Source organism: Streptomyces sp. NPDC102270 (genome assembly GCF_044766405.1).
Classification (GTDB): domain Bacteria; phylum Actinomycetota; class Actinomycetes; order Streptomycetales; family Streptomycetaceae; genus Streptomyces.
This window is the reverse complement of record NZ_JBIWLX010000003.1, coordinates 491,196-517,587: the sequence shown is the minus strand read 5'-3', so window position 1 is coordinate 517,587 and position 26,392 is coordinate 491,196. Positions and strand designations below refer to the sequence as shown.

The 26,392-nt window shown below is 69.0% G+C and carries 18 protein-coding genes and 2 pseudogenes; 11 read left to right on the top strand and 9 right to left on the bottom strand.

The genetic code is table 11. The annotated features are described in order from the left end of the window. Nucleotides 1-1,536: 1,536 nt before the first annotated feature. The 6 genes from ACIRP7_RS07765 to ACIRP7_RS07740 all read left to right on the top strand — a co-directional run bounded on the left by ACIRP7_RS07765 (nucleotide 1,537) and on the right by ACIRP7_RS07740 (nucleotide 8,947). On the top strand, nucleotides 1,537-2,148 hold the full coding sequence (locus tag ACIRP7_RS07765; RefSeq protein WP_403655108.1) for a TetR/AcrR family transcriptional regulator: 612 nt from the start codon (nucleotides 1,537-1,539) through the stop codon (nucleotides 2,146-2,148). A 45-nt stretch (nucleotides 2,149-2,193) separates the two neighbouring features. Beyond that, nucleotides 2,194-2,865, top strand: coding sequence for an enoyl-CoA hydratase-related protein (locus tag ACIRP7_RS07760; RefSeq protein ID WP_403655106.1), 672 nt, complete (start codon nucleotides 2,194-2,196; stop codon nucleotides 2,863-2,865). A 254-nt stretch (nucleotides 2,866-3,119) separates the two neighbouring features. Next, a complete protein-coding gene (locus ACIRP7_RS07755; RefSeq protein WP_403655104.1) occupies nucleotides 3,120-5,477 on the top strand; it encodes an alpha-L-fucosidase in 2,358 nt (785 codons plus the stop codon). A gap of 507 nt (nucleotides 5,478-5,984) precedes the next feature. Beyond that, nucleotides 5,985-7,478 carry a rifampin monooxygenase gene (gene rox, locus ACIRP7_RS07750; RefSeq protein ID WP_403655102.1) on the top strand — a complete coding sequence of 498 codons (1,494 nt, stop codon included), beginning with the start codon at nucleotides 5,985-5,987 and terminating at the stop codon, nucleotides 7,476-7,478. Nucleotides 7,479-7,721: 243 nt separating this feature from the next. Continuing rightward, the gene (locus tag ACIRP7_RS07745; protein ID WP_403655100.1) at nucleotides 7,722-8,177 is read left to right on the top strand and encodes a hypothetical protein; all 456 of its coding nucleotides are present in this window, start codon (nucleotides 7,722-7,724) and stop codon (nucleotides 8,175-8,177) included. 152 nt (nucleotides 8,178-8,329) lie between these two features. Next, a complete protein-coding gene (locus ACIRP7_RS07740) occupies nucleotides 8,330-8,947 on the top strand; it encodes a TetR/AcrR family transcriptional regulator (protein WP_403655098.1) in 618 nt (205 codons plus the stop codon). A 56-nt stretch (nucleotides 8,948-9,003) separates the two neighbouring features. Here the strand turns inward: ACIRP7_RS07740 and ACIRP7_RS07735 are convergent, their stop codons facing one another. Next, a complete protein-coding gene (locus ACIRP7_RS07735; RefSeq protein ID WP_403655096.1) occupies nucleotides 9,004-9,612 on the bottom strand; it encodes a TetR/AcrR family transcriptional regulator in 609 nt (202 codons plus the stop codon). A 92-nt stretch (nucleotides 9,613-9,704) separates the two neighbouring features. On the opposite strand from ACIRP7_RS07735, the gene ACIRP7_RS07730 reads away from it, so the two are divergent. The 3 genes from ACIRP7_RS07730 to ACIRP7_RS07720 all read left to right on the top strand — a co-directional run bounded on the left by ACIRP7_RS07730 (nucleotide 9,705) and on the right by ACIRP7_RS07720 (nucleotide 11,641). Beyond that, entirely contained in the window at nucleotides 9,705-10,445 is a 741-nt protein-coding gene (locus ACIRP7_RS07730) for an SDR family NAD(P)-dependent oxidoreductase (protein WP_403655094.1), read from the top strand. Between the two features lie 49 nt (nucleotides 10,446-10,494). Then, nucleotides 10,495-10,887 carry an ester cyclase gene (locus ACIRP7_RS07725; protein WP_403655092.1) on the top strand — a complete coding sequence of 131 codons (393 nt, stop codon included), beginning with the start codon at nucleotides 10,495-10,497 and terminating at the stop codon, nucleotides 10,885-10,887. Nucleotides 10,888-10,954: 67 nt separating this feature from the next. Further along, on the top strand, nucleotides 10,955-11,641 hold the full coding sequence (locus ACIRP7_RS07720) for an SDR family NAD(P)-dependent oxidoreductase (protein ID WP_403655090.1): 687 nt from the start codon (nucleotides 10,955-10,957) through the stop codon (nucleotides 11,639-11,641). Nucleotides 11,642-11,738: 97 nt separating this feature from the next. Here the strand turns inward: ACIRP7_RS07720 and ACIRP7_RS07715 are convergent, their stop codons facing one another. Further along, nucleotides 11,739-12,110, bottom strand: a complete 372-nt coding sequence (locus tag ACIRP7_RS07715) for a winged helix-turn-helix transcriptional regulator (protein WP_403655088.1) — start codon at nucleotides 12,108-12,110, stop codon at nucleotides 11,739-11,741. An 83-nt stretch (nucleotides 12,111-12,193) separates the two neighbouring features. Between ACIRP7_RS07715 and ACIRP7_RS07710 the strand changes: the two genes are divergently transcribed. Next, the gene (locus ACIRP7_RS07710) at nucleotides 12,194-13,102 is read left to right on the top strand and encodes an NAD(P)-dependent oxidoreductase (RefSeq protein WP_403655086.1); all 909 of its coding nucleotides are present in this window, start codon (nucleotides 12,194-12,196) and stop codon (nucleotides 13,100-13,102) included. Between the two features lie 90 nt (nucleotides 13,103-13,192). Here ACIRP7_RS07710 and ACIRP7_RS07705 read toward each other — a convergent pair whose 3' ends face one another. The 5 genes and pseudogenes from ACIRP7_RS07705 to ACIRP7_RS07685 all read right to left on the bottom strand — a co-directional run bounded on the left by ACIRP7_RS07705 (nucleotide 13,193) and on the right by ACIRP7_RS07685 (nucleotide 20,827). Beyond that, nucleotides 13,193-17,368: a beta-galactosidase gene (locus ACIRP7_RS07705; RefSeq protein WP_403655084.1), complete on the bottom strand. Its 4,176-nt coding sequence runs from the start codon at nucleotides 17,366-17,368 to the stop codon at nucleotides 13,193-13,195. 138 nt (nucleotides 17,369-17,506) lie between these two features. Beyond that, nucleotides 17,507-17,668 (bottom strand): annotated as a pseudogene (locus ACIRP7_RS07700) (sugar kinase); the annotation flags it as partial. 318 nt (nucleotides 17,669-17,986) lie between these two features. Further along, nucleotides 17,987-19,081, bottom strand: coding sequence for a multiple monosaccharide ABC transporter substrate-binding protein (gene chvE, locus ACIRP7_RS07695; RefSeq protein WP_403655082.1), 1,095 nt, complete (start codon nucleotides 19,079-19,081; stop codon nucleotides 17,987-17,989). A gap of 335 nt (nucleotides 19,082-19,416) precedes the next feature. After that, nucleotides 19,417-20,035 (bottom strand): annotated as a pseudogene (locus tag ACIRP7_RS07690) (RNA-guided endonuclease TnpB family protein); the annotation flags it as partial. 72 nt (nucleotides 20,036-20,107) lie between these two features. After that, nucleotides 20,108-20,827, bottom strand: a complete 720-nt coding sequence (locus tag ACIRP7_RS07685; RefSeq protein ID WP_403655080.1) for a FadR/GntR family transcriptional regulator — start codon at nucleotides 20,825-20,827, stop codon at nucleotides 20,108-20,110. Between the two features lie 320 nt (nucleotides 20,828-21,147). On the opposite strand from ACIRP7_RS07685, the gene ACIRP7_RS07680 reads away from it, so the two are divergent. Beyond that, nucleotides 21,148-23,328 (top strand): alpha-L-fucosidase, encoded by a 2,181-nt coding sequence (locus ACIRP7_RS07680; protein WP_403655078.1) that lies wholly within the window; start codon nucleotides 21,148-21,150, stop codon nucleotides 23,326-23,328. A gap of 24 nt (nucleotides 23,329-23,352) precedes the next feature. On the opposite strand, the gene ACIRP7_RS07675 is transcribed toward ACIRP7_RS07680, so the two are convergent. Together ACIRP7_RS07675 and ACIRP7_RS07670 are read right to left on the bottom strand one after the other, a co-directional pair. After that, a complete protein-coding gene (locus ACIRP7_RS07675; protein WP_403655076.1) occupies nucleotides 23,353-24,624 on the bottom strand; it encodes a cellulose binding domain-containing protein in 1,272 nt (423 codons plus the stop codon). Nucleotides 24,625-24,698: 74 nt separating this feature from the next. Beyond that, entirely contained in the window at nucleotides 24,699-26,345 is a 1,647-nt protein-coding gene (locus ACIRP7_RS07670; protein WP_403655074.1) for a glycoside hydrolase family 27 protein, read from the bottom strand. Nucleotides 26,346-26,392 lie beyond the last annotated feature (47 nt).

Sequence of the window (26,392 nt, the reverse complement as noted above, 5' to 3'; positions counted from 1 at the left end):
CGCATCCCTCCGCCGTTCGGATGGCCCGAGCGCCGCACGCCGAGCGGCTTGGCAGGCGCTGAGGTAAACGCCCACCGCGGGGCACGTCCTGGGTGCGGGTCTGGCGTGGGCCTGACCTGCTGCGCCCTGTTCGGAGGAGCCGACTTTGGTGCCGGAGTCCGGGACCTGCTGACCGGGGGCGCCGAACGCGGCAGGGCCCGGCACACCCTCATCGAACACAGCATCGGGCCGGTCTGGGAGGCCCGCCAGCTGCCTGGCGCAGCATAGGCCGTCGGCCACAGGCCCCACAGTCGGCAACCCGAGCGCACAGGGCAGCCGCAGAACGGCGAGGAGCCTGGTGCATGACCGGGCATGGGTTGGTAGAAGTTCGTCTTGCACAGCTTGGTGCGGTTGATCATCGCCGACACCACCGGGACCGGCCGCACCGGCTGGGGCCTGGCCGTTGCCCTGGGCTCACTCGGCGCGGTCGTCGGCGGCGTACTGACGACGAGATGGCGGCCCCGGCCCGTGATCCTGGTCGGCTACGCGCTGACGGGCCCGACGGCGGTGGCCCCTCTGCTGCTCCCCCTCGCCCCGTACACCTGGCTGCTGGTCCTGGCCGACTTCGTCGCGGGCGTCGGCATTGAGCCCTTGTGCCGGGGCCCTGTCGGCCGGGCCCCGCCACAGGACAGGACGGGTCAGAGGGTGAGGAGGACCTTGGTGGCGCGCCACTCGTCCATGGCCTTGTTGGTCGTTCTGGCACCCCGGGGCGCCGGTTCTGGTTCAGGAAGGCACGGAATCGCCCGGCTACGGTTTCTGCGTATGCCGCCGCCGAGCCCGCCGGAAAGGCCTAGCGGCTCGGCGCATGCCGCCCGCCGGTGGTCCAGGCGGAGGATGGCTCCGTACGGCGTGGGCCTCCCGCAACGTGCGCGACGGTTCCCGGCATGCCGCGCCACCCCGTGGGCCGGGCCCAGCACCACTCGTGTGGGTGATGACAGACCTACGGTCCGGCGAGACGCTCTGCGGAACGTCGAAAACTTCTCCCCGACCACAGACCACTTCAGGGCCCGGTCCGTTCAGCGCGTCCCGGGCTCGCGCCATGCGGCGGCACTGCCGTACCGCAGCGGCCGCGCCGCCGACACGCCGCCTGCTGGCTGAGCGGGAGCGCCGGCAGGCGGCCGTCGCCGCCAAGCACACACCGACCGGGGGGGCGTGGCCCGTTGACGTCGCCGCCGCGCGGCCCGTGACGCGGCCGTCGGCCGGATCGGCGCGGACGTACGAGGTGAAGGTCGGCGGACACCGCCCGTGGCGAGGCAACCGAAGACGGCGTGCGCCGCACGGCCTGGCGCTGACCCGTCAGGGCGTGCCGGCGTACACGCTCCAGCCGAACGCCGTCGAGCAGGGCACGTGGATTCACAAGGCACCGCTCGTCCGGAACACACGAGGCTGAACCACCCTCGCCGCGACTCTTCTCTTGCATGTTCTATGGCCTACCCCTTAAGTTACCGGCAGGTAGCAACCTCCAGGGGCGCTTCGCCGTCGAGGGGACGTGGGTGGGTGAGTCCGCGCAAGAGTGACACCCGGGACCGGATGATCCTCAGCGCCGCTGCTCTGCTGCGCGAGTACGGGGCGAGCGCGACCAGCATCGACCGGGTCCTCGCCCGCAGCGGCGCCCCGCGAGGCTCGGTGTATTACCACTTCCCCGGCGGGCGGGCGCAGCTCATCGACGAGGCTGTGGCTCTGGCGGGGGACTTCATCGCCGGTCTGATCGATGCCGCCCTGCAGGCGGACGACCCGGTGCAGGCCGTCGACGCGTTCTTCGCGCTGTGGCGTGATCGGCTTGTGGAGAGCGGCTTTCGGGCCGGCTGTCCGATCGTGGCGGTGGCCGTCGAGACCAACGACGACGCACCCCAGCTCGCCCGATCGGCCGCCGCCGTGTTCGCCCGCTGGCAGGAAGCCCTCGCGGGACTCTTGCTGCGGCACGGCCTGGGCGAGGAACGCAGCCGCAGACTCGGCGCCTTCATCATCGCCTCGGTCGAAGGGGCGGTCATCATGTGCCGGGCCGAGCGCAGCACCGCCCCGATCGAGGCCGCCGCCGCCGAGATCCACGACCTGCTCCTCCACGCCCTGCGCAACCGCCCGGGCGCAGAACCCGGGCCCCAGGCCTGACCCGCAGCCCCCTGCCATTTCACCGCACAGCTCGAAGGAGTCGCCATGCTCTCGCTCGACCGTCAGGACAACGTCTTCATCCTCGACCTCGGAGACGGTGAGAACCGCTTCCACCCGGACTGGATCGCCGCCTTCGGGGCCGCGCTCGACGAGGTGGAGAAAGCCGAGGGTCCGCGCGCCCTGGTCACCGCCGCCACCGGCAAGTTCTACTCCAACGGGCTCGACCTGGAGTGGCTGTTCGCGCACGCCGACCAGCACCAGGACTATGTCGTCTCCGTCCACGAGCTGTTCGCTCGGCTGCTGTCGCTGCCGGTCATCACGGTGGCCGCACTGCAGGGGCATACCTTCGCCGCCGGCGCGATGCTCTCCCTCGCCCACGACTTCCGCGTCATGCGCGCCGACCGCGGCTACTGGTGCCTGCCCGAAGCGGACATCAACATCCCCTTCACCCCCGGCATGGCAGCCCTCATCCAGGCCCGGCTCACACCTCGGACCGCTCACGAGGCCATGGTCACCGCCCGCCGCTACGGCGGCACCGACGCCGCGGCCGACGGCATCGTCGACCGGGCGACCGGCGAGGACGCCGTGCGCTCCACCGCGATCGAGATCGCCCGGTCGCAGGTGAACAAGGCCGGTGACACCCTCGGCACCATCAAGGCCCGCATGTACGGCCCGGTCCTGGCCACCCTGCGCGACACCGCCGACCCGCTCGGCTGAGGCGGCACCTCACCTCTTGCTGCCCAGGAGAAGCTCATCAATCGCCGAGTTCGCCCCAGGCCGGTTGAAGAGCCTGCCTACACGCGCGTGTCCGTCATCGACCCGCTGCAGATGTCCGGCATCGGCACGACCGGGCGAGCCCATCCAAAGCATCGACCCATCCGACCTCTCCTTCAACTCTCTTCCTTGCTCGCCCCATTGACACTCCCCTACGCCTCCCCAATCATCAAGACATCCGATGATTGGGAGCCGCCATGAGTACGTATCCAAGACGTCAAGTCCTCGGCGTCACGGCGGGTGTCGCTGCCTCAGCCGCTCTTCCCTTCGCCTCCGCGACCGACGCACACGCTGCTCCGACGGCTACAACGGTCGCCCAGCAGAGTCGGACTTGGGCGCCCGTGCCCGCTCCGGTTCCCGTCCCCCTCGACAGCCTCTACGACAACGACGGCATCGACACCACATCCGCCCGGGGCGGCGATTTCGACGGCTCCGGTTACACGTTCCCGGGCGAGGAACTCCCGGCGGGCCAGGTGGAGGTGGACGGCGTTCCCTTCCTCTTCCCGTCCTCGGCCGCAGGCGCCAAGAACAACGTCGTCGCGCTCGGTCAGCGCATCGACCTGCCCAAGGGCCGCTACATGGCGGCCTACTTCCTCACCTCGGGGAGTTACGGCAACGCCTCGGGCAAGGCCACGGTGCACTACGCGGACGGTTCGACCACGACGGCCGGCCTCACCGGAGCGGACTGGTACGCGGCGGGCGGTTCGCTGTCGGCGCCGTACCGCTACGGTCCGAGTGGCGCGAAGGACGAACACAGCGTCGGCATCGGCACATCGGAGGTGTGGGTCGACCCGCAGCGCGAGGCGATCGCCATCACCTTGCCGGTCACGCACGCACCCGAGCCGAACCAGGCCTCGCTGCACGTGTTCGCGCTCTCTCTCCAGCCGGTCGCCCAGGGACGCGCGCTGATCCTGCGCGACGCCCACTCCACCAACTCGCTCCTGCCGTCCACCGGCGCCCAGAGCGTCGAGGCCACCGTCGTCAACGCGGGCACCGCCGCCGTCCTGGCCGGTGACGACGTGTCGGTCCACGTCACGGTGCCGGGTGCCCGAACCGTGGAGCCGGCCGCAGTGCGCCGCCTCGACCCCGGCGAACAGGCTCGCGTCCGCATCGGCATCCGCAACCGCACGGGGACGGCGCCCGGCACCGCCCAGGACGGGGTGGTGACGGTCACCGGCCGCGGCGCCACGGCCGCCACCCAGCGCAGCCGACTGTCCCTCGGCGTCGCCGACTACCAGCCGACCGAGACTTCGCTCTCCGGTCACCAGGCGCCGTACTGGTTCCACAGCGCCAAGTTCGGCATCTTCATCCACTGGGGTGTGTACTCGGTGCCCGCCTGGGCGCCGGTCGGCACGCAGTACGCCGAGTGGTACTGGGACCAGATGCAGGACCCGAACAACCCCACGTACGCCCACCACCGGGACACCTACGGCGAGGACTTCGCCTACGACGACTTCATCCCGCGCTTCACGGCCGAGAAGTTCGACCCGCGATCCTGGGTCGAACTCTTCCGGGACGCCGGTGCCCAGTACCACGTGCTGACCTCCAAGCACCACGAGGGATTCGCCCTGTGGGACACCAAGGTCTCCGACCGCAACGCCGTGAAGATGGGCCCGAAGCGGGACCTGATCAAGGAGCTGTTCGAGGCGTCCCGGCGCTACACGCCCGAGCTCCACCGCGGCCTCTACTTCTCGATGCCCGAGTGGTTCAACCCGGACAACCCCTGGATGGGCCACGCCCCGCGCAACCCGTACACCCTCGACCCCGTGCCCTACACCGGATACACCGCGGGCAAGGATTTCGTGAAGGACTATCAGGCCCCGCAGATGCTGGAGCTGATCCACGGTTACGACCCGGAGCTCATCTGGTGCGACATCGGCGGCGCCAACGACAGCGTGCACGTGCTCGCCGAGTACTTCAACCACGCCAAGAACCGGTCCCGTCCCATCGACGTCACCGTCAACAACCGCTCGGGGATCTCCTTCCACGACTTCACGACGCCCGAGTACACGACGTACGACAACACCGTGATCGCCAAATGGGAGTCCAGCCGCGGTCTGGACCCGTTCAGCTACGGCTACAACCAGGCCACCCCCGACGGTTCCTACATGACGACGGAACAGGTCGTGCAGAGCCTGGTGGACATCGTCTCCAAGAACGGCAACTTCCTGCTCGACATCGGCCCGCGTGCCGACGGCACCATCCCGGAGATCATGCAGACGCGGCTGCGCGAGACGGGCCGGTGGCTGCGGACGAACGGCGAGGCCGTCTACGACACCACGTACTGGTCGAAGATGGCGGAACTGGGTGACGACATCCGCTTCACCGTCCGCCCGAACCGGGCCTTCTACATCCACTCCCTGGTACAGCCGGGCTCACGGCTCACCATCGAGGCGCCGGTCCCGATCCGCAGCGGGGACACGGTGACGGTGCTGGGCCACGACCGGCCACTGACCTGGAGCGTCAGCAAGGGCGCGCTGGTGATCGACGTCCCCGCGGCGGCCCGCAAGGCCGGACAGCACGTCTGGGTCTTCAAGGTGAAGTGGAACTCCTGACCGCTCCACCTCCTGCCGAAGGCAACTCCTTGGCGCCGGCACTCAGTGTGTCGGCGCCGCGGTCAACTCAGGCAGCTGCCGGCGGGGCCCGGATCGCCTACTCGCACTTCTACGTCAGTGAGTACGTGGAGCCCGGCTTCGACCCCACCACACAGGCAGGGCGACGCTCATGCTGTCCGACGCGGAGCCCGTCCCGCAGACGGAACGTTGGCAATGCTCGGCACATGGCCCTATCCCCCGGTGTACGGCGGGCGGATGGAGATGGCCGGCCCGCCGAGCACCGCTGTGGGCACGGTGTGGTGGACGAGGCGTTGACCCGCAGGAAAGGGCTGGACGGGGTGATGATGGGGCTTGTAGCTTGCACTTGACCGTGACACCGCCTGAGGAGGTGAGACCCATGAACGCTGTAGCGATGTGGGTGCTCCCCCTTTCCCGTCATGGCCGGCGATTGACGTAGGTGTCGCCGGGAGCGCCTGGCCAACAAGGCACTCCCGAAAGGCAACACCTATGGACTCTCCGCAGTTCACCGCAGAGCCCTCGTCGGCTTCCGGCACCGATCGCCCGACCCTCCGGTTCGACTTCGACGTGATCATCGCCGGGTGCGGGCCGACCGGCGCGATGCTGGCCGCCGAACTACGGCTGCACGATGTGCGGGTGCTCGTGCTGGAGAAGGACACCGAGCCCGTGTCATTCGTCCGCATCGTCGGTCTCCACATGCGCAGTCTCGAGCTGATGGCCATGCGCGGGCTGCTGGATCGCATTCGCCGACACGGCAGACAGCGACCGGCCGGGGGACTCTTCGCCGCCATCAACAAGCCCGCCCACCAGGGCCTGGACTCCCCCCACCCCTACCTCCTGGGAATCCCGCAGCCCGTCATCGTCGGGCTGCTCGAAGAGCATGCGGCCCAGCAGGGTGCGCAGGTCCGGCGTGGGTGCGCGGTGGCCGGTTTCGAACAGGACGACGAGGGCGTGACCGTCGAGCTGGCCGACGGCGAACGGCTGCGCTCGCGCTACCTCGTCGGCTGCGACGGCGGCCGCAGCACGGTGCGCAAACTGCTCGGCGTCGGGTTCCCCGGCGAGCCCTCGCGGACCGAGACGCTGATGGGCGAGATGGAAGTGGGTGTGCCGCAGGAGGAGATCGCCGCCAAGGTGAACCACCTCCGGGAGACCCTTCATCGGTTCTGGCTCCGACCCTTCGGCGGAGGGGTCTACAGCGTCGTGGTCCCCGCCGCGGGGATCAGCGACCGCACGGATCCGCCCACCCTCGAGGACTTCAGACGACAACTGCGTGCCGTCGCCGGAACCGATTTCGGCGTGCACTCCCCGCGCTGGTTGTCCCGTTTCGGGGACGCCACGCGGCTGGCCGAACGCTATCGGGTCGGGCGGGTGCTGCTGGCCGGCGATGCGGCACACATCCATCCACCCACCGGCGGCCAAGGTCTCAACCTGGGCGTTCAGGATGCGTTCAACCTCGGCTGGAAACTGGCCGCACAGATCCGCGGCCGGGCGCCGGAAACTCTCCTGGACACCTACCAGACCGAACGCCAACCGGTCGCCGAGGACGTGCTGGCCAACACCCGCGCCCAGATGGAACTCCTGTCCCCCGAACCCGGCCCGCAGGCCGTGCGCAAGCTGCTCACCGAGCTGATGGACTTCGACGTGGTGAACCGCCATCTGGTCGAGAAGATCACCGCGACGGGCATCCGCTACGACTTCGGCGACGGCCCCGACCTCCTCGGCCGCCGCCTGCCCGACCTCGACCTGAAACACGGCCGCCTCTACGATCTGCTGCACCGCGGCCGCGGTCTGCTGCTGGACCGCACCGAGCGCCTGACCGTGGGCGGCTGGGCGGACCGGGTCGATTACCTCGCGGACCCCACCGCGGCCCTGGATGTTCCGTGCGTCCTGCTACGCCCCGACGGCCACGTCGCCTGGATCGGCAACGACCAGCACGACCTGGACAACCATCTCTCCCGCTGGTTCGGCAGGCCCATCGACTGATTGAGGGGGGAAAGGCACCGCCGAGTGGATCACTCGGCGTCGCGGGCGGACGACCTGCCGGGGATCACGATCACCGGCAGGTCGTTCGTCGCCCGAGTCTCCTGCGACTCTCCTGCGACGGGATGGGAATCGGACAGCTTGTCGGTCACAGTGGACGCAACTCGGTCGAGGGCGGGGGGATCCGTGGCGGCGGACGAGAGACGAACGACGGAAGCCGGGCTGTTCGGGATGGAAGCCGTCGTCGTGGCGCAGCCGAAGCGTTCGCGGTGGCGCAGGTACACGGGACCGGCTCTGACCGTGTCGACCGTGGAGGGGACCCTGCTCGCCCACGTCACGCACACGGACGACACACACTCGGTCCTCACGAAGGCGTCCGGCGAGTGCCTCGTCCGTATCGAGCAGTTCGAGCCGGCGACGTTCCGCTTCACCGACGACACGGGCCGGGCGGCCGGCACTGCCAGTGCCGGGACGTTCATCAGGACCTGGCAGCTCACGGAGACCGATCCGCATCGGAGTCCGGTACCGGAGGTACTCGGCCGGGTCACGGTGAGTACCCACGACGGGTGGATCGGATTGCAGCAGTACCTTGTCGAGACATCCGCCGGCCTGGACGCCGCCGAGCGGCGGACCGTCATCGCCTCGGTCGTGTGTCTGCACCTGCTCCGTCGTCCTCCGGGCGGCAGCAACGCGCCCGCATGAGCCGCGGCCGGCGTGCGCCCACGGCACTGGTGCCCGGCAAGAGGCGGCCCGACGGCTCGATCTGCCATCATGGCGAAACGGAACTCCGTTCCACAGAGCGATACGGACACGGATCCGCAGTGCGATGTGACGACAGACGAAGGAGACTCGCGGTGAGCGACAGTCGCCAGGGCACGGAGAAGGCCGCCGGGTCCCAGCGCAAGGACGTGCGGCGCAACAAGCAGATCCTGCTGGACGCGGCCGCCGCCGTCTTCGTCACCTCGGGCGTGGACGCGCCGGTGCGCGACATCGCGGCCCGGGCAGGCGTCGGGATCGGCACGGTCTACCGGCACTTCCCCACCCGGGCGGATCTGATCGTCGCGGTCTTCCGCCATCAGGTGGAGACCTGCGCCGCGGCGGGCCCCGCGCTGCTGGCGAGCTGCCCCACCGCCTACGAGGCGCTGGAACAGTGGATCGACCTCTTCGTCGACTTCCTGGTGACCAAGCACGGACTCGCCGCCGCCCTGCAGCATGACAACGCCGGTTTCGAGACGCTGCACGCCTACTTCATCGACCACCTCGTGCCGGTGTGCACGCAGCTCCTCGACTCGGCCGCGGCCGCCGGCGAGATCCGCTCCGACATCGGAGGGCTTGAGCTGATGCGCGGCGTGGGCAACCTGTGCGTCGGCGCGGAGAGCGACCCCACCTATGACCCGCGCACCCTGGTCGCGCTCCTCGTCGCAGGACTGCGCCAACCGCGCCGGGCCCGAGCAGGCCTCCGGCCCGGGTGAGCCGTGATCCGTGCGGCCGGCGTGACCGGTGACCGGAAGACGCATGCCGGGCGGTGTCAGAGGGCGGGCCAGTTGCGCAGGGCGGTGTCGGCCAGCTCCTGGAGTTCGTCGCGGCCCACACCGCTCGCGGCCTGTACGGCGATGCCGTAGGCGAAGGTGGTGACGTAGCGGGCCAGCAGCCCCGGATCGGTGTGCGGAGGCAGATCCCCCTCGTCGACGGCCCGCTGGAACCGCTCCCGGATGCAGGAGCAGCCGTCGGCACGCCAGGCGACGAGGAGGTCACGGACTTCCTGCCCGGAGTCGCTGGTGGACAGGGCGCCCTGGACGCCGAGGCAGCCGTGGGGCCGGGCGGGACGGGTGGTGGTGCGAACCGCTCCCGCCAGGATCGCGGTGGCGACGCCGAGGGCGGTCGGCTCCTCGAGGGCGCGGGCCAGATAGGCGCTCGGGCCTTCGGTGTAGCGCTGCAGGGCCTTGCGGAAGAGCTCCGCCTTGTTGCCGAAGGCCGCGTACATGCTGGTGGTGGAGATGCCCATCGCGTTCGTCAGGGCGGCCGTACTGGCGCCCTCGTAGCCGTGCTCCCAGAAGAGCAGCATGGCGCGCTCGAGAGCCTCGTCGGTGTCGAATCCTCGCGGTCGGCCCGCAGGGCTGTTCCTCTTCGTCTCCACTCCCGCAGCCTACCTCTTCTGCAGTGACCGCTGCGGAAGTGTTACGGTCGACTTCCGCAGCGATCGCTGCAGAACTCGAAGGGACCTTTCTCGTGGGACTACTTGAAGGCAAGACCGCTCTCGTCACCGGGGGCAGCACCGGCATCGGCCTGGCCAGTGCCGTCCGGCTGGCGGCCGAAGGCGCGCACGTGTTCGTCACCGGTCGGCGCAAGACCGAACTCGACGCGGCCGTCGAAGTGATCGGTTCAGCGGCCACCGCGGTGACCGGCGACATCTCGAACCTCGACGACCTGGACCGGCTCTACGCGACGATCCGCAGCCGTGGACACGGGCTGGACGTCCTGTTCGCCAACGCGTCCGTCGCCAGGCTGGTGCCGTTGGAGCAGATCACCGAGGACCACTTCGACGCCCTCTTCGGCGTCAACGTCCGGGGCATGCTGTTCACCGTCCAGAAGGCACTTCCCCTGCTCAACGAGGGGGCGTCGGTCATTCTGAACGGCTCCACCAACGTGGACGTCGGCGACGAGGGGCTCGGCGTGTACGCGGCGACCAAGGCCGCCACCCGATCCTTCGCCCGGACCTGGGCCAACGAACTCAAGGGACGCGGTATCAGGGTCAACACCGTCACGCCCGGACCGACCGACACCCCCGCCCTGTCGGGACTCACCCCCGACCCGGAAGCGTTCCAGCGGCAACTGGCGACACGCGTGCCGCTGGGCCGGCTCGCGCGTCCCGAGGAGATCGCCGCCGCCGTGGCCTTCCTCGCCTCCGGGCAGAGCAGCTTCATCACCGGTTCGAGCCTGTACGTCGACGGAGGCCTGAACCAGATCTGAGTGCGCGCGAACCTCGTCACCCGCAACTGCCCCACGAAAGGGTCCCCTCATGTCCAACGGTGATCTGCGCGCCTTCTACCTGCGGTATATCGAAGCGCTCAACGCCCACGAGTTCGACGGAATGGACGAGTTCATCAACGACCGGACCACCCTGAACGGTGAGCCCGCCACCCGGGACGACCTCATAGCGGTCCAGAAGCACGACGTGGACGCGGTTCCCGACCTGCACTGGGAGCTCAAGGAACTGCTCTTCGACGGCGACCGTCCGGCCGCGCGGCTGGTCAACACCGGTACCCCGGTGAAGACATGGCTCGGCGTGGCGCCGACCGGGGCCTCGTTCGAGATCGCCGAGTACGCCATCTACCAGGTCCGCGACGACCGGTTCGTCCATATGACCGCCCTGCACGACGCCGCTGAGCTTCACCGGCAACTGACTGGCTGAGTCTTCGCCACGACAGTCCGGGCACCATCAACGGCCCTTTCGGGCCATATGACTTGTGAGGACACGCATGCCCATCACACTGATCACCGGAGCCAACAAGGGCATCGGCTTCGAGACCGCCGGACAACTGCTGGCGCTGGGCCACGTCGTCTACATCGGTGCTCGTGACGTCGAGCGGGGCGAGAAGGCCGCGGCCTCGCTCGGTACCCGGTTCGTACAACTCGACGTCACCGACGACGCGTCGGTGCGCAGCGCGCTCGCGACGATCGACTCGGCCGAGGGCCGGCTCGATGTCCTGGTGAACAACGCGGGCGTCCTGGGGAACGGGGCTCTTGACGGGCCCACGGCTCTGCGGGCCTTCGACACCAACGCGGTGGGCATCGTGCGCGTCACGGAGGCGGCGCTTCCCCTGCTGCGCAAGTCCTCGAACCCCACCGTGGTCACCGTGTCCAGCAGCGCCGGGACCTTCTGGGCGGTGAACAATCCGGACCGGCCGGAGTTCAACCTGCCGTTGGCGCTCTACTCCGCGTCCAAGGCCGCGGCCACCATGCTCACCGTCCAGTACGCCAAATCCCAGCCGGGCATCAAGTTCAACGCGGTCGAGCCAGGGACCACCGCGACCGACCTCACCGCGGCGTTCGGGATCGGAAGGTCGCCGGAGGAGAGCGCCAAGGTCGTCGTGCGCCTGGCGACTCTCGACGTGGACAGCCCCACGGGAACCTTCCAGGACGAGAACGGGGTAGTGCCCTGGTAGACAGGTGAACGGGGCGGGGGGCAGCCTCCGGCGGGCTGCCCCGGGACCGTTCCGGCAGGAGGTGTCAAGGCTCCTGAGCGCCGACGCCCCCGCATGCTCAACTGCGTGATGCCTCGGCCACCTCAACCGCTTCGGAGCCTTCGCGGCGTATCCGCTCGGCTCCCCAGGCGCCGAGCGGCTCGAGCGCTTGGTTGAGTGTGTGCCCGTGCTCGGTGAGGGAGTACTCCACGCGCGGCGGCACCTCGGCGTACACCTTCCGGTGCACGAGACCGTCCTCCTCCATCTCGCGCAGGTGCTGTGTCAGCATCTTCTCGCTCACGCCCGGTAAGCCGCGACGAAGCTCAGCGAAGCGGCGTATGCCATGGGCTTCGAGTTCCCAGAGGATCAGCCCCTTCCACTTCCCGCTCACCACGTCGAGTGCGGCGTCGATGCCACAGATGTACGGCCCGCACCTTGGCGGCTTGGCCATCCCCGAACCCCTTACTAAAAGGTAAGTACCGCAGAAAATAGTGGGTACTTCCGACACTAGCCGCGCTCTCCGAGCATGGAGAGGTGAACGAACAACTGCACTCCACCACCGGGCAGAACAGCGCTGTCACCGTGATCGGGCTCGGCCCGATGGGCCGGTCGATGACCCGCACCCTCCTCACCGCCGGCCATCCGGTCACCGTCTGGAACCGCACCGCCGGCCGGGCCGACGGCGTCGTCGCCGACGGAGCGACGCTCGCGGCGACACCCCGCGAGGCGGTCGAGGCGAGCGACCTCGTGATCCTCAGCCTCACCGACTACCAGGCGATGTACGACATCCTCGACAGCGCCACCGCGTCGCTCGCCGGCCGCACACTGGTCAACCTGAGCTCCGACACTCCCGACCGCACACGCGAGGCGGCGAACTGGGCGGCGGGCCATGGCGCCTCGTTCCTCACCGGAGGGGTCATGGTTCCCGCGCCGATGGTCGGCACAGAGGCGGCCTACGTCTACTACAGCGGCCGCGACCAGGCGATGGAGAACCACCGGACCGCGTTGACGGCACTCGGAAAACCCAGGTACTTGGGTGACGACCCGGGCCTCGCCCAGATGATGTACCAGGCCCAACTCGCGGTGTTCCTCTCCAGTCTGTCGGCACTGATGCACGCCACCGCGATGTTGGGTACGGCAGGGCTGAAGGCATCGGAAGCGCTGCCGGAGTTGCTCTCCTTCACCGACTCGATCGGCGACATCCTCAGGGCCGGTGAGGAGAAGCCCGGCACGGCGCTTGACGCCGGACAGCATCCCGGCGACCTCAGCACCGTCACCATGATGGGTGCGACGGCCGACCACATCGTCGCGACCAGCACCGCGCTCGGCCTCGACCTGGCGCTCCCGTTGGCCGTACAGGCCCACTACCGGCACGCGATCGAGAACGGCCACGGCAGCGACCACTGGACCCGCATCATCGACAGCATCCGAGCACCGCACTGACCGACCGCGCCCGGCCGCCTGCGGATAGGCAGTGGAGACCGTGTCGTGGTGCTGACAAGGTGAGACCTCATCCGGACATGTACGCAACCGTCAGCCGCACGTCAGTGTCGGTACCGCCCAGTCGCCGTGGTCGTTGCCGTTGCCGTCTCCGCCATCGCCGACCTTGAGGTCGACCACCTGGGCGCCGCTGACGTCGACGTCGATGGGGACGGCTGTCTGTCGGCCGCTGATCGTCGGGGTGGTGACCAGCGTCTTGCCGTCGGCGATCACGGAGAACGTGACCGTTCCGGCGCCGCCCGTCTCGTCGTCGACGCCGACCTGCGCCGTCAAGCGGGAGCAGTTTCCGGCGAGGTAGAGCTGGACGTCGCTGAGGGCATTGGTGCCGAGGCCCTTGGCGTGGCCCACGCCGCCGATACTGATCCCACGGCCGTCCCCGGCGGCCTGCTCGCCGACGCTGCTGTCGCGCTCGACCGGGCCCCACCCGTTGGTGGAGGACAGGAACGGCAGGTCGCTCACCGCGTTCTTACCGGCCGGAGGAGCCGGTGGTATCCCGCCGATGATGCGCTCGTCGGCTCCGGTGTGCTGCCGTCCGTTCTGGTCGTACCGCACCGCGGTGCTGAGTGCCGAGGCGGCGGGCAGATCCCCGGTCGGTGGCCGGACCGTCCAGGTGAAGGTCGCCGACGCGCCCGGCTGCAGGCGCTTGAGGGACACGGGGCTCGGATCGCTCACCGTCCATCCGTCGGGAGCGGAGAGCGAGGGCGTCAGCCGGGACGCGGGCGATCCGCCCTTGGGCACCCGCACGGTCGTCCGGGCCGTGAAGGTCTCCCCCGGCTGAGCGGTGTCGGGCACATCCAGAGTCACCTCGGCGCCCGGAGGCCTCGGCATCGCGTACTTCCGGGAGTCGTAGCGGGGACTGTCGTTCTGCGCGACGCGCAGGGACGAGGCGTAGCTGCCGTAGTCGGTGAGCGAGACCTTGCCGAGGCCGCCGGTGCTGCCGTCCAGGTTCCACACGGCGATGGCGATGCTGTTGCGGCCGTTCGGGTCGAGGATGCCGTTGGGGACGGGAAACGTGTGCTGCGGGCCGAGGTAGTTGACGTAGTTGCCGACCTGCCAGCCGTTCACGAAGATCGTGGCCCGGTACTTGCGTGCCGGGTCGTCGGTGAACGTCAGGCCCAGTGAGGTGTCCTGGCCGCGCGGCAGGTCCAGAGTGGCGTCGGTGCGGTACCAGGACACTCCGGGGCGGGTGTCGGTCGTCGGCAGGGTGACCCGGTTCCACTTGGCGTCCGGGTAGCCCGGCAGGGACCAGCCCGCCCGCTCGCCGTACAGGCCGCCCGTCGAGAGCGGGCCGCGCACCGTGTCCTGCAGGTCCTCGCCACCGCGTACGCCCTGAAGGCGCCAGGTGACGGAGGTCAGCGGCGCTCCCACGAGGGAGGCGCTGGTCAGACCGCGCGCGGTCTTGTTGCCGTTGGTCGAGTTGTAGTCCTCCTCGTGCCCCATGTTCACGGTGAGCACGGAGAGGACGTTGTCGCCCTTGGACTTGACCGCACCGGCAGGGAAGGTGAAGTCGGCGCTGCCGGTGGTGGAGCTGCCCAGGAAGGTGCCGTTCAGCCAGGCGGAGAACGCCTGTGCGCCGCCACCGGAGTCCGAGACCAGGTGGATGCCGGTCTCCTTGCCGGTGGCGTGGAAGCGGCCGCGGTACCAGGTGTTGCCGGTGTGGAAGCCGTAGTCGTCCGCGTAGAGCACCGGCAATTTGTTGATGCCGGACACGCTGTTGGTCGTGGTCTTGTCGGCCACCTGCCAGCCGGTGTCGTCGAAGCCGGGGGCCGCTTCGGGGGACTCCTCGGCGTGCTTCCAGTTCGTCAGGGCCGGCAGGTGGATCGCGGCGGCGGTCGGGATCCTGCCGGTGAGGCTTCCGGTGGCGGTGTTCCGGGTGTCCACCTTCCGGCCGTTCCAGGTGACGCGGGCCGCAGAGGTGAACACCTCGATGTTCTGGTCGTCGGCGTTGTCGCCGCTGAGCGCCACCGTACGGCCGCCGTTCAGGCTGGTCGCCGTCCGCAGCAGGTGCGTGCCGCGCACCAGGACCGGTCCGGCCGCGGTGTCCTGACGCCAGAAGGTCTTCGCCGTGACCTTGTCGCCCACGAGCAGCAGCAGCGGGCGCTGCCCGCCGCCGCTGACGCTGATCCGGATGAGGCCCTTGTGGGTGTAGTTCAGCCGCAGATCGCCGGTGGCCGGGTCCCAGGTGGTCGTGACGGAACCGCCGGTGGCCGTCACCGTGGGCTTGGATGCGTAGCGAAGGACGGTCTCGCCGTCGCTGTCCGAGTCGCCGTAGAGCACGGCGAGGTCCCGGTCGCCGATGGTCGCGCCGGTCATGATCTCGGAGGTCGAGTACTGCAACTGGGCTTCTCCGAGGCGGTAGTTCGCCACGATCACGTGGGAGTCGCGTCCGTCGAGCGTGATCGCGGTGCCGGGCTGCTCGGGCACGACGGGGTAGGTCGGCTCCGCGGCGGCGTCACCGGTCGGCACGTCGATGGCGTCGATGGCCACGTAGTTGTCGGTGGACCCGGAGCCGTGGTTTCCGGCGACGACGATCTTGAGCGTGTGCGCCCCGGACGGCAGGCCGGTCTTCTGGAAGACGACCGCCTGGTTCTCGGCGCCGGAGTCGTCGACCGTCGCCACCTTGGTGCCGTCGAGGTAGACGTCGGCGTTGCCGTGGTTGTTCGTCTTCGAGCCGATCCAGCGGATCGCGGTGCCGTCGAAGGGGACGGTGACCGAGTCACCGGCCTTGTTGGAGAACGACTCGGTCTTCTTGTAGTCGCCGCCGGTGTAGCTCTGGTTGGCCACGTGCGACCACGAACCGGCGTACTGCAGCGCGGAGTCGGGGTCGTCCCAGGTGTAGGTGGTGTCCCCGGCCGGCTGGGCGTTGAAGTCCAGCGAGATGTGGGCTCTGTCGACCGCCGTGGACGTGGAGTTCCCGTGCCGCAGTACGTGGAACTGGGTCTTGGTGTCCGGGTTCATCCGGGCGGTGTCGACGACCGCGGAGTCGTCCGGTGGCGTGCTCCTGATCGCGTCGGTCTTGGTCAGCGGGGCCACCGACTGGGTGAAGTACCCGATCAGCTTGTCCTCGTCGTACTTCGGATCGAGCTGCCGGGTCTCGCGGATCGCGGCTCCGTAGTCGTACGACGTGTAGTTCTGGGGCATGCTCAGCCAGCCCCAGTTGGTGCCGCCGTAGGTCATGTAGAAGCTCTGCGCGGTCGCGCCGACGGCGATGTTCTGCTTGTAGAACACGTTGGCGAACTGGTCGTTGATCAGCTGGGCGCACTTGTCGTAACCCGGTCCGCCCCAGGGGTCGAAGGCGCCGCCCTGGAACTCGGGCGAGTACAGGGGCTTGCCCGCCGGATGGTCGTAGCTGATGTCGGGGACGCCGTTCCACTTCGTGGGGTTGGAGCAGTCGAAGCCCTGCGGGTAGGAGTCCGGGCCGTCGACGTCCAGGGCGCCGGCACCGGAGTTGAAGGTGCCGTTGTTGTTGCCGGTCAGCGGCACGGTGATGCCGTCGGCGCGGGCCTTGTCCTCCAGGTGCTGCATGTAGGAGCGGGCGGAGGCGGAGCCGTTGTAGTACTCGTTCTCGACCTGATAGGCGATCACGGACCCGGTGCCGTTGGTGAGTTGGTGCCGGGCGATGATCCGGTCGATCTGGGTCAGCCACTCGTCGGCGTACTTGAGGAACCGCGGGTCGTCACTGCGGTTGTCCTCCGCCTTGGTGGTCAGCCAGCCGGGCAGGCCGCCGCTGTCGACCTCCGCGTTGATGTACGGCGCGGGGCGGGCGATGACGTAGAGGCCTGCTTCCTCGGCCATGTCGAGGACCTTGTCGGCGTCGCGCACCCCGGTGAAGTCGTACACCCCCGGCTTGGGCGAGTGGTAGCCCCAGTCGAAGTACAGCGAGGTGGAGTTGAAGCCGGCGGCCTTCATCTTCTGGAAGATGTCCCGCCACAGGTCCGGGCTCGGGAGGCGGAAGTAGTGGAACTCGCCGGACCAGAGGTAGGTGCGCTTGCCGTCGACGAGGAACGAGTAGCCGTCGAGACTCACCGTGTGTGGCTGCGGGTTGGCGGCAGGCGCGGCAGCGGGTGACGGTCCTCCGGTCTCCCGGGCCGCGGCGGGCGCGGTCAGGCCCACGGCCAGGGCGAGGGTCGCGGCCGTCGCGAGGACCGCCCTCCACCACCCGCGGCGACCGGGTCTCGCGGTCTCTGCATCGGTCCGATTGCCTCGCACTGCGGCCTCCCTCTCGCCTGAGCGATCAGCATCAAACAGACTCAGGCAAAGTCGAACAGTAGGGGGGCAGTTGGCTAAGCACAATGGGGCGGGAGAAGACGGACGGGGCGTTGGGGGCGGAAGGTCGGCCCGGGCCGCTCAGGACGTGGTCGTACGTCGCTCGAAGACCAGCTCCCGGGCCGTGCCGAGGGCTGTCGCCACCGCTCCCAGGAGCACCGCGTCCTCGCCCAGCCGACTGGGGACGAGTTTCGGGCGCAGCGGGGTCAGAGCCCTGAGGTTGTCGCGCACCGGCTTCAGCAGATGGCAGTCGTCGGGCGGCGTCGCCGGTGCCGCACCCGGCTCGCTGACCTCACGGCCCTGATGGTGCCGTCGGGGCGGTCTCAGCCTTGAAGGCTTCCGACCGACCCCTTGATCGTCTCACTCCGGTGGCCGACCCGCACTCCGCTGAAACCCTGTCGGACGAACTGGACAGCCACGGACAGCCACGCCAACTGCCGTTCACCAGCGGCTGGGGATCCTGCCAGAGCAGCATCCCGACGAATACAGCGCGTTGCTCCGAGAGTTGTCCGAGCGGCAGCCGGCCTGAGGGCCGGGGCCGGGCTCGGACACATCCCGTCGCTACGTGAGCTCCTCGGCGGTGTAGTAGCCGTCCCTGACCAGTACTTCGACATTGGTCTTGTCGAGGCTCTGCGGCTGGAGCAGGTAGGCGGGCACCTTCTTGACGCCGTCGTTGTAGCTGAACCGGTCGTTGATCCGCGGCGCCCGGCCCCTGAGGATGTCGTCGACCACCCACGCGGCGGCGTCGGCGAGGGCGCGGACGTCCTTGTAGACGGTCTGCGACTGCCGGCCCGCGATGATCGACTTCACCGAGGGCAGCTCGGCGTCCTGACCGGTGACGATCGGGAAGGGCTTGCCGGCGGAGCCGTAGCCCTGCTCCTCCAGCGCGGACAGGACACCGCGGGAGATGCCGTCGTACGGTGACAGGACCGCGTCGAGAGTCCTGCCTACGTACCACCGGCTGAGCAGGCCGCTCATGCGCTTCTGCGCGGTGGGGCCGTCCCAGCGCGGGGTGGTGAGCTGGCCCAGCCCGGTCTGATGGGACGGGACGACCAACTGTTTGCTGTCCAGGAACGGTTGCAGGAGCGCCATCGAGCCGTTGAAGAAGTACTTGGTGTTGTTGTCGTCGGGGGAACCGGCGAAGAGCTCGATGTTGAACGGGCCCTTGCCCTTCTCCAGGCCGAGCTTCCCGATGATGTAGTTGGCTTCCATCCGGCCGACCATCTCGTTGTCGAAGGAGACGTAGTAGTCGACGTTCCCGGTGCCGAGGATGAGCCGATCGTAGGAGATCACCGGGATGCGCGCGTCGGAGGCCCGCTGAAGCACGCCGTTCAGCGACTTGGCGTCGATGGCCGCGATGATCAGTGCGTCGACGCCCTGCTCGATCAGGGTCCCGATCTGTGACAGCTGGGCTTTCGGGTCGTCGTCGCCGTAGACCAGCTTGGTCTTGTACCCCCGTCTCTTCAGACCCTCGACGACGCTCTTGCCGTCGGCGAGCCAGCGCTCGGAGGACTGGGTCGGCATGGCGATGCCGACGGTACCGCCCTCGGTGCGGCTCTGGGAGCTGCCCTCGCTCTCCTTGCCGCAGGCGGACACGGTAAGGGCGAGGGAGGCGGTTCCTGCGAGGGCGGCGAGGGCGGCTCTTCGGTCGAGCATGGTGAATGGGTCCTTGTTCTTGTCGTCGTTGACAGGATGACGGCGCATCAGACGTGCAGGTGCTCGGACGGGTGCCGTGCGGGTGGAGCGGGTGGATACCCGGTTGCCCTGGACGGGCCGAACGTCAGGGGGTCGGCGGTCCTGCCGTACAGACCTGCCTCCCGCTGTTCCGGGCATGCACAGGGGAACCGCCTTCGAATGTCCGAGATTTCGTCACGCGTTCTATATGGCGGCGCGACCGTAGAGGCAGGTGAGGAAGATGTCAACGGTGTGAACACGATCGGTTACAGAGAGCGCGTGCGGGACGGGAACGCCGGACCGGGCGCCGACGGGAGTCACGGCCCTGGCGGGGCCTCGCGCCCGGGAACACGGCCTCGGAGTCCTAGCAGGACTCCGTCAGGTCCGCCATCAGCATCAGCCGGGCTGAGACCCAGACGGACGAGCATCACGCGGGCGGAGTTCTTGTCCCTGGGGGACACGTTTCCGCACGTGGTGCAGGTGTAGGTGTCGGTGTAGGTGCGCTCACCCAGCGGCAGGCGATGCCCGACTCTCGCATCGCAGTGCGCGCAGTCCATCGTGGTATGCGCGGGGTGGACGAGGCGGATGTCCCGCCGGCGTTCGCAGCCCATGTCGATCAGAGCGGCCTTGGTGGCTCCGATGGCGGCGTCAGCGGCCTTGCGGGCCATGGTCACCTTGGGCAGGAACTTCGGGCGGAAGTGCTCGACAGCGATGGCGTCGCGGTCGCGGACCCACCTTCTTGACCCACTCGCGGCGGCTGCCCTCCCGCTTCCTGGTGACCTTCATGTGGGCCTTCGCCCCGCGGTTTCTTCGCCTCGCGGTAGCCCTTCGATGCCGGTTGCCCCTTCTTCGGCCTGCGCGGGCCACCATCCGGGCGTACCGGGTCAGCTTCCCCCGGGCCTTCTTGCCGTGCCGGCGGTGTCGGAGGCGCCTCGCGCGCAGCAAGTCAGGACCGACCAGGCCCTTGGCGGCCCTGCCCCATGAGGACGCGGGCGGGCGGGCTCCCCGTCAGCCCGCGGTCGTACCGGAGGGAAGGGCCTCGGCCGCGCTGAGGTGCGCCTTCAGCCACCGTTCGGTGTTGCTCACGTGCAGCAGCGCCGCCGCCTGACTGAGGACCGCGTCGCGTGCGGCCAGCGCCTCGAAGATCGCCTCGTGCTCGGCGAGGGTGCGGCCCGCCGCCCGGGAGTCGACCAGGCCGCGCCAGATCCGGGCACGCAGCGTGCGGCCGGAAATGCCCTCCAGGAGCGCGAGGAGGGATTCGTTGCCCGTGGCCGAGACGACGGCCCGATGGAAGGCCGCGTCATGGGCGTTGAGTCGTTCGACGTCCTCACGCGCCTCACGCATGGCATCCAAGTGCCCCTTGACTTCGGCCAGTTGGTCGTCGGAGATTCGGGTCGCGGCAAGGGCCGTGGCAACCGGTTCGAGGAGCCGCCGTACCTCCATGAGGTCCTGGAGCGCGACCGAGTCGCCCTGCAACAGTTCCACCGCACCACCGAGTCCCTCCAGCAGAAGGCTCGGCTGGAGGCTGGTCACATAGGTGCCGTCGCCCCGCCGGACCTCCAGGACCCGTGCGACGGCCAGGGCCTTGACCGCTTCACGGGCGAGGTTGCGGGACAGCCCCAGCTGCGCGGCCAGATCCGGTTCCGGAGGGAGCTTCGACCCCGGAGGCAGCGCTCCGGTCCGGATCAGCTCACGGATCTGCTCGATCGCCCTGTCCGTCAGAGACACCGCGCATCCCTTCTCCACGTCGCGCCCCGACCCACGCCGCAGTCCGCGTGCCAAAGGCGACGCTGATGATACGGGGCTGCGTATGACGGGACGGCGACCGCACCGGCGGGCAGAGACGGTCCGGTGCGCCTCATAGACCTCGGCGATGGCAGCAAGACATACGATGTCTGCCTAAGCCAATTCCCCGAGAAAAAATAACAAATAGGGCAACTTGCCTTACGCATCAGCTACTTTCATCCCTGTAAAGTAATTGACATCCCACGGAGCCATGACAGACCGTCATGCGTAACAAGCGGCCCCCACGCCCCAGGGATGTCTCCATGTCGAGTTCCACCAGCAGACGCAACTTGCTGGCCGGTGCCGCCCAGGCGGCGCCCAGCACGTACACGCCCGACTGGAACTCGGTCGACCAGCATCCGCCGGCCCCGGAATGGTTCCAGGACGCGAAGTTCGGCATCTACTTCCACTGGGGCGTCTTCAGCGTCCCCGCCTTCGACAACGAGTGGTATCCGCGCAACATGTACCAGGCCGGGAGCAACGCGAACCGCCATCACATCGCGACCTACGGCCAACCGGCGGCCTGGCCGTACCACAACTTCATCAACGGCGCGCGAGACCTGACGGGCAACACCGTGCAGTTCGCACCGAAGCTGAAGTCGGCCGGCGGGAAGTTCGACCCCGACGAGTGGGTGCAGTTGTTCGTCGACGCCGGGGCCAGGTTCGCCGGTCCGGTCGCCGAGCACCATGACGGCTTTTCCATGTGGGACAGCCAGGTCAACGAGTGGAACTCGGTGAAGAAGGGGCCCGGCCTCGACCTCCTGCGGCTGTTCTCCACGGCGATCCGCGCCAGGGGCCTCAAGCTGCTGGTGGCCATGCACCACGCGTACAACTTCACCGGCTTCTACGAGTTCGCCCCCGCCCAGACGGACCCCAGCCTCAAGAAGCTCTACGGGCAGCTCGCCCCGGCCGCGGAGAACCAGCTCTGGTTCGACAAGCTGAAGGAGGTCATCGATCGCGTCCAGCCCGACATCCTGTGGCAGGACTTCAATCTGGACGCCGTCGACGAGACGCAGCGCCTGAACTTCCTGGCGTACTACTACAACCAGGCCGACAGCTGGGGCCGCGAGGTCGTCGCGACCTACAAGGACGGCATGAACGGCAAAGGTGAGGTCTTCGACTACGAACGCGGCGGCCCTGCCGATCTCACCTCGCCGTACTGGCTGACCGACGACAGCATCTCCAGCAGCAGTTGGTGCTACACGCAAGGCATCGGCTACTACACCGTTCAGCAGATGCTGCACTCGTTCATCGACCGGGTCAGCAAGAACGGCAATGTGCTGCTGAACATCGCGCCGATGGCCGACGGCAGCATCCCCCAGGCGCAGAAGGACATCCTGCTCGGTATCGGTGACCACCTGAGGCGCTTCAGCGAGTCGGTGTACGCAACCCGGGCCTGGACGACGTATGGCGAGGGGCCGACGAAGATGGGCGGCGGCGCCTTCACCAGCCCGACCGCCGGGACCCCACAGGACATCCGCTTCACCCGCGACAAGGCCGACAACGTCCTGTACGCCACCGTCCTGGGCTGGCCGGGCAGTTCACTGACGATCAAGACGCTCGGCTCGGACCGGATCAACCTCTCGTCGCTGACCTCGGTCAAGCTCCTCGGCTCCACCGCCGGCACCTACATCGACCTGCCCGCGCCGGCCCAGACCTCCTCCGGGCTCGCCGTCACCCTGCCGACCTCGGCGCCGTACGGCGCCAACGCCTACGTACTGAAGCTCACCTTCTCCGGCACGATCCCCGCTCTGCGGCCCCTCGCCGGCGCCGTCGTCTTCCCGGACACCGGCTACACCGGCAAGGCCGCCGTGCTCGCCGTCGGCGACTACACCGCGGCGGACCTGAGTGCGGCCGGGCCGGGGCCGGGCACCCTCTCCTCCCTCCGGCCGGCCCCCGGCTACCAGATGATCGGCTACTCCGGCGACGACTTCACCGGAACCGCGTGGACGTTCACCGCCGACAACCCCGATCTGAGGGTCACCGGCAACAACGACCAGATCGCCTCGGTGAGGGTCCAGTTCAACCCGGCGACGTACTTCCGGATCGTCAACGCCACCGACGGCCTCGCCCTGGACAGCGGCGGCAACGTCGCCTCCGGCGCCAACCTCAAGCAGTGGACCTGGGACGGCAGTTCGAACCTGCAGTGGCATGCGGAGGCTGTCGGAGGCGGCTACTACCGGCTGGTCAACCGTACGAACGGCATGGTCGCCGACGGCTGGGGGGCCACCGAGGACGGCTCCGCCGCCCGGCAGGCCCCCTGGAACGGCGGCACCAACCAGCAGTGGACGATCACCCACCGGGGCGGTGACCGCTGTTCGATCGCCAACCGCACCACCGGTCTGGTCCTCGACGGCGGCGGCGACGTCGCTTCGGGCTCCGTCACCAAGCAGTGGACCTTCGGCAACAGCACCAACCTGCTGTGGAGCTTCACGGCGGTGTAGTCGGTCTCTCTGCGGTCGGCTCCGTCAACTCCCCGATACGGCGCAGGCGTTCCCGTTGAGGGTGTAGGAGCCCGGCGCGGCCGTGTCGCCGGTGTGGACGGCCTGGTAGCCGATGCCGACGGAGGCGCCCGGCGCGATGGTGGCGTTGTGGGAGAGGTTCCTGGCCGTGACCTGGCCGGAGGCGGGTGAGTAGTCCGCGTTCCAGCCGGAGGTGATGTTCTGCCCGCCGGGCAGGGTGAAGGCCAGGGACCAGCCGTCGATCGCGGTGGTGCCGGTGATGGTGATGGTGATGTTCGAGGTCAGGCCGCTGGTCCACGCGCTGACGGTGCGGTTGACCTTGCAGGTGGCGGTACCCGGTGACGGGTCGGAGGTCTGGAACTGCGTGAAGAACTTCCACACCTCTCCCGGCACCCAGGTCCTGCCGCTGTCACCGGGCGCCCCGTCCTGCGGGGCGGCGATGTGTCCCTCGTCGAACGCGGCCCAGGCGACCGGATGCCCGGCCGAGCAGCCCGAGTAGGTGGTGACCCGGTGCGTCAGGCTGCCCTGGGCGGGCTCCGGCGGATTCTGCGCGGTGCAGCCGTTGTTCCTGACGAACCGGTCCCGCATCGCCCGTCCGCCGGAGATGCCGAGGACGTTGTCCCTGAGGCCGTGCACTCCGAGGTAGGCGATGGGCTGGGTGCCGCCGGCGCATCCGCTGAGCTGCCCGCCGCTCTGCACCGCGACCGCGCGGAAGACCGTGGCGCGCTCGCACGCGAGGGCGAACGACATGGCGGCGCCGTAGCTGAAGCCGAGCGCGAAGCGCTGGGTGGTGTCGACGCACAGGTCCGCCTCGATCCGCCGGATCATGTCGTCGACGAAGGCGACGTCCTCCCCGCCGGAGTTGGCCCAGCCGTTGTTGAGGCCCTGTGGGGCGACGAAGACGGCGCTGTTGTTCGCCAGTCGCTGCAGCCCGTAGTAGGCCCAGGTGCCGGTGTCGACCGTGCGGCCGGTGGCGACGTCGGTGGAGGTACCGCCCAGCCAGTGGAATCCGAAGACCAGCCGGTAGGGGTGGTTGCGGTCGTAGCCGTCCGGGATCCTCAGGATGAAGCTGCGGTTCTTGCCGCCGCTCTGGATCGTGTGGGTACCGCTGGTCAGCGTGGGGGTCTTCCCGCATCCCGCGGTCGGGGTGGCTGTGCCGGAGGCGGTGAGCGGGACGTTCTCGCCTCGGCCGGCGGCCACTGCCGGGCCTCCCGTGGCCAGCACGAGCAGCACCGCGACAACGGTGTGCCATAAGCGGAATCGTGCCCTTGTCATCATGCGACTCCCCTTGTTCGGCGGGTGCTTTGTCCGGTGGGTGCTTTCCTGGTGGGGGGACAGGAGCGCGACGCCCCTCATGCGCGGGTCCACCTCTGGCCGGCCTGGCCGTTGCAGGTCCACAGGACCAGGGGCGTTCCGTTGGCGGTGCCGGACTGATCGGCGTCGAGGCACAGCCCGGCGTGGAGGTTGCGGATCGTCCCGTCGGAGCCGAGGGTCCACTTCTGGTTGTCCTGGCCGTTGCAGGACCAGATGATGACCCGGGTTCCGTTGGCGGTGCCCTGGTTGTAGGCGTCCAGGCACTTGTCGCCGTAGACGCGGATCTCGCCGCCGGCCCACGTGGTCCACAGTTGGTTGGCGGCCTGGTGGCAGTCCCAGATCAGTGCGGTGGCTCCGGCCGCGGTGGCGGCGTTGTCCACGTCCAGACAGCGGCCGGAGGCGTTGCCGCGCAGTCGCGAGGTGGTGGCGGCCAGCGGGCTGCCACCGCTCACCCGGAACACGGCCACGCCGTGCGCGGGGACGCTCGCCGAGATCTGCCCGGAGGTGCTGGAGGTACCGCCGCTCCACAGGTCCGTCAGGGTGAACGGACCGCCGGACAGCCCGACTTGTGCGGCCGTGGTGGTGAGGGTCGCGGTACCGCTGCCCCGGTTGAACAGCCCGACCGCGACCGAGCCGTCGGACAGGGGCTTGGCGAACACCTCGGCGCTGCCGTCGTCGCGGACCCTGCGCCCGCCGGCGCCCAGTGCGTCCTGGTTCACCGCCAGCAGACGCGGGTTGCGCAGGACCGCGCTCACGTCGGGGGACATGGTGCGGATGTCGTTGCCGGCCATGAGCGGGGCGGCCAGCAGGGCCCACAGGGCGAAGTGGGAGCGGGACTCCGTGAGCGACAGGCCGGGGCGGCCCACGACCAGCATGTCGGGGTCGTTCCAGTGCCCCGGACCCGACTGGGCCGCCAACGGCGCGGTGATGTCCAGGACGTTGCCGACGCCCATCGGATAGCTGTTGGTGTTGCCGTTCTGCCAGATGTCGAGGAGGTCCTCGGTGGTCCGCCACAGGTCGGCGACCTCGCCCCAGTTGTACGTGGCACCGGTGATGGCGTGGAAGCTGTTGGGGTTGATGCTGTAGACGATCGGCCGTCCGGTGGCACGCAGGGCGTCCCGCATCAGCGAGAAACGCGCGACCTGTTCATCGCGGGTGCCGCTGGAGGAGCACCAGTCGTACTTGAGGTAGTCGACGCCCCACGAGGCGAAGGTCGAGGCGTCCTGGGCCTCGTGTCCCCTGCTGCCCGTCGACCCCGGATAGGCACCGCTGGTCTGCGCGCAGGTGCGCTCGCCCGGCACCTGGTAGATACCGAACTTCAGACCTTTGCCGTGGATGTAGTCCCCGAGCGCCTTCATCCCGCTCGGGAACTTGGCCGGACTGGCCCGGAGGTTGCCGGCCGCGTCACGCTGCGGGTCGAACCAGCAGTCGTCGACCACCACGTACCGGTACCCGGCGTCCCGCATGCCCGAGGAGACCATCGCGTCCGCGGCCTGGCGGACCTGTGCCTCGGTGACCCCGCACCCGAAGCTGTTCCAGCTGTTCCAGCCCAGGGGCGGGGTGAGCGCGGGGCTGCCGGGGGCGGCCGAAGCGGTGGAGTGGGCGGAAGCCGTCAGGGACGCGGTGACGGTCAGCGCGGCGGCCGCGAGGACGCGGAGCAGTCGTCTGGCTGAGGGTCGGGGCATCGGTGATTCCTTTCAGGGAACGTCGCGAGACACGGCAAGACAGTGGA

Excerpts from the sequence above, each read along its gene's own strand:
- ACIRP7_RS07675 (WP_403655076.1), bottom strand. The coding sequence starts at position 24,624 with ATGATGACAAGGGCACGATTCCGCTTATGGCACACCGTTGTCGCGGTG.
- ACIRP7_RS07755 (WP_403655104.1), top strand. The coding sequence starts at position 3,120 with ATGAGTACGTATCCAAGACGTCAAGTCCTCGGCGTCACGGCGGGTGTC.
- rox (WP_403655102.1), top strand. The coding sequence starts at position 5,985 with ATGGACTCTCCGCAGTTCACCGCAGAGCCCTCGTCGGCTTCCGGCACC.
- ACIRP7_RS07760 (WP_403655106.1), top strand. The coding sequence starts at position 2,194 with ATGCTCTCGCTCGACCGTCAGGACAACGTCTTCATCCTCGACCTCGGA.
- ACIRP7_RS07680 (WP_403655078.1), top strand. The coding sequence starts at position 21,148 with ATGTCGAGTTCCACCAGCAGACGCAACTTGCTGGCCGGTGCCGCCCAG.
- ACIRP7_RS07715 (WP_403655088.1), bottom strand. The coding sequence starts at position 12,110 with ATGGCCAAGCCGCCAAGGTGCGGGCCGTACATCTGTGGCATCGACGCC.
- ACIRP7_RS07670 (WP_403655074.1), bottom strand. The coding sequence starts at position 26,345 with ATGCCCCGACCCTCAGCCAGACGACTGCTCCGCGTCCTCGCGGCCGCC.
- ACIRP7_RS07720 (WP_403655090.1), top strand. The coding sequence starts at position 10,955 with ATGCCCATCACACTGATCACCGGAGCCAACAAGGGCATCGGCTTCGAG.
- ACIRP7_RS07725 (WP_403655092.1), top strand. The coding sequence starts at position 10,495 with ATGTCCAACGGTGATCTGCGCGCCTTCTACCTGCGGTATATCGAAGCG.
- chvE (WP_403655082.1), bottom strand. The coding sequence starts at position 19,081 with ATGCTCGACCGAAGAGCCGCCCTCGCCGCCCTCGCAGGAACCGCCTCC.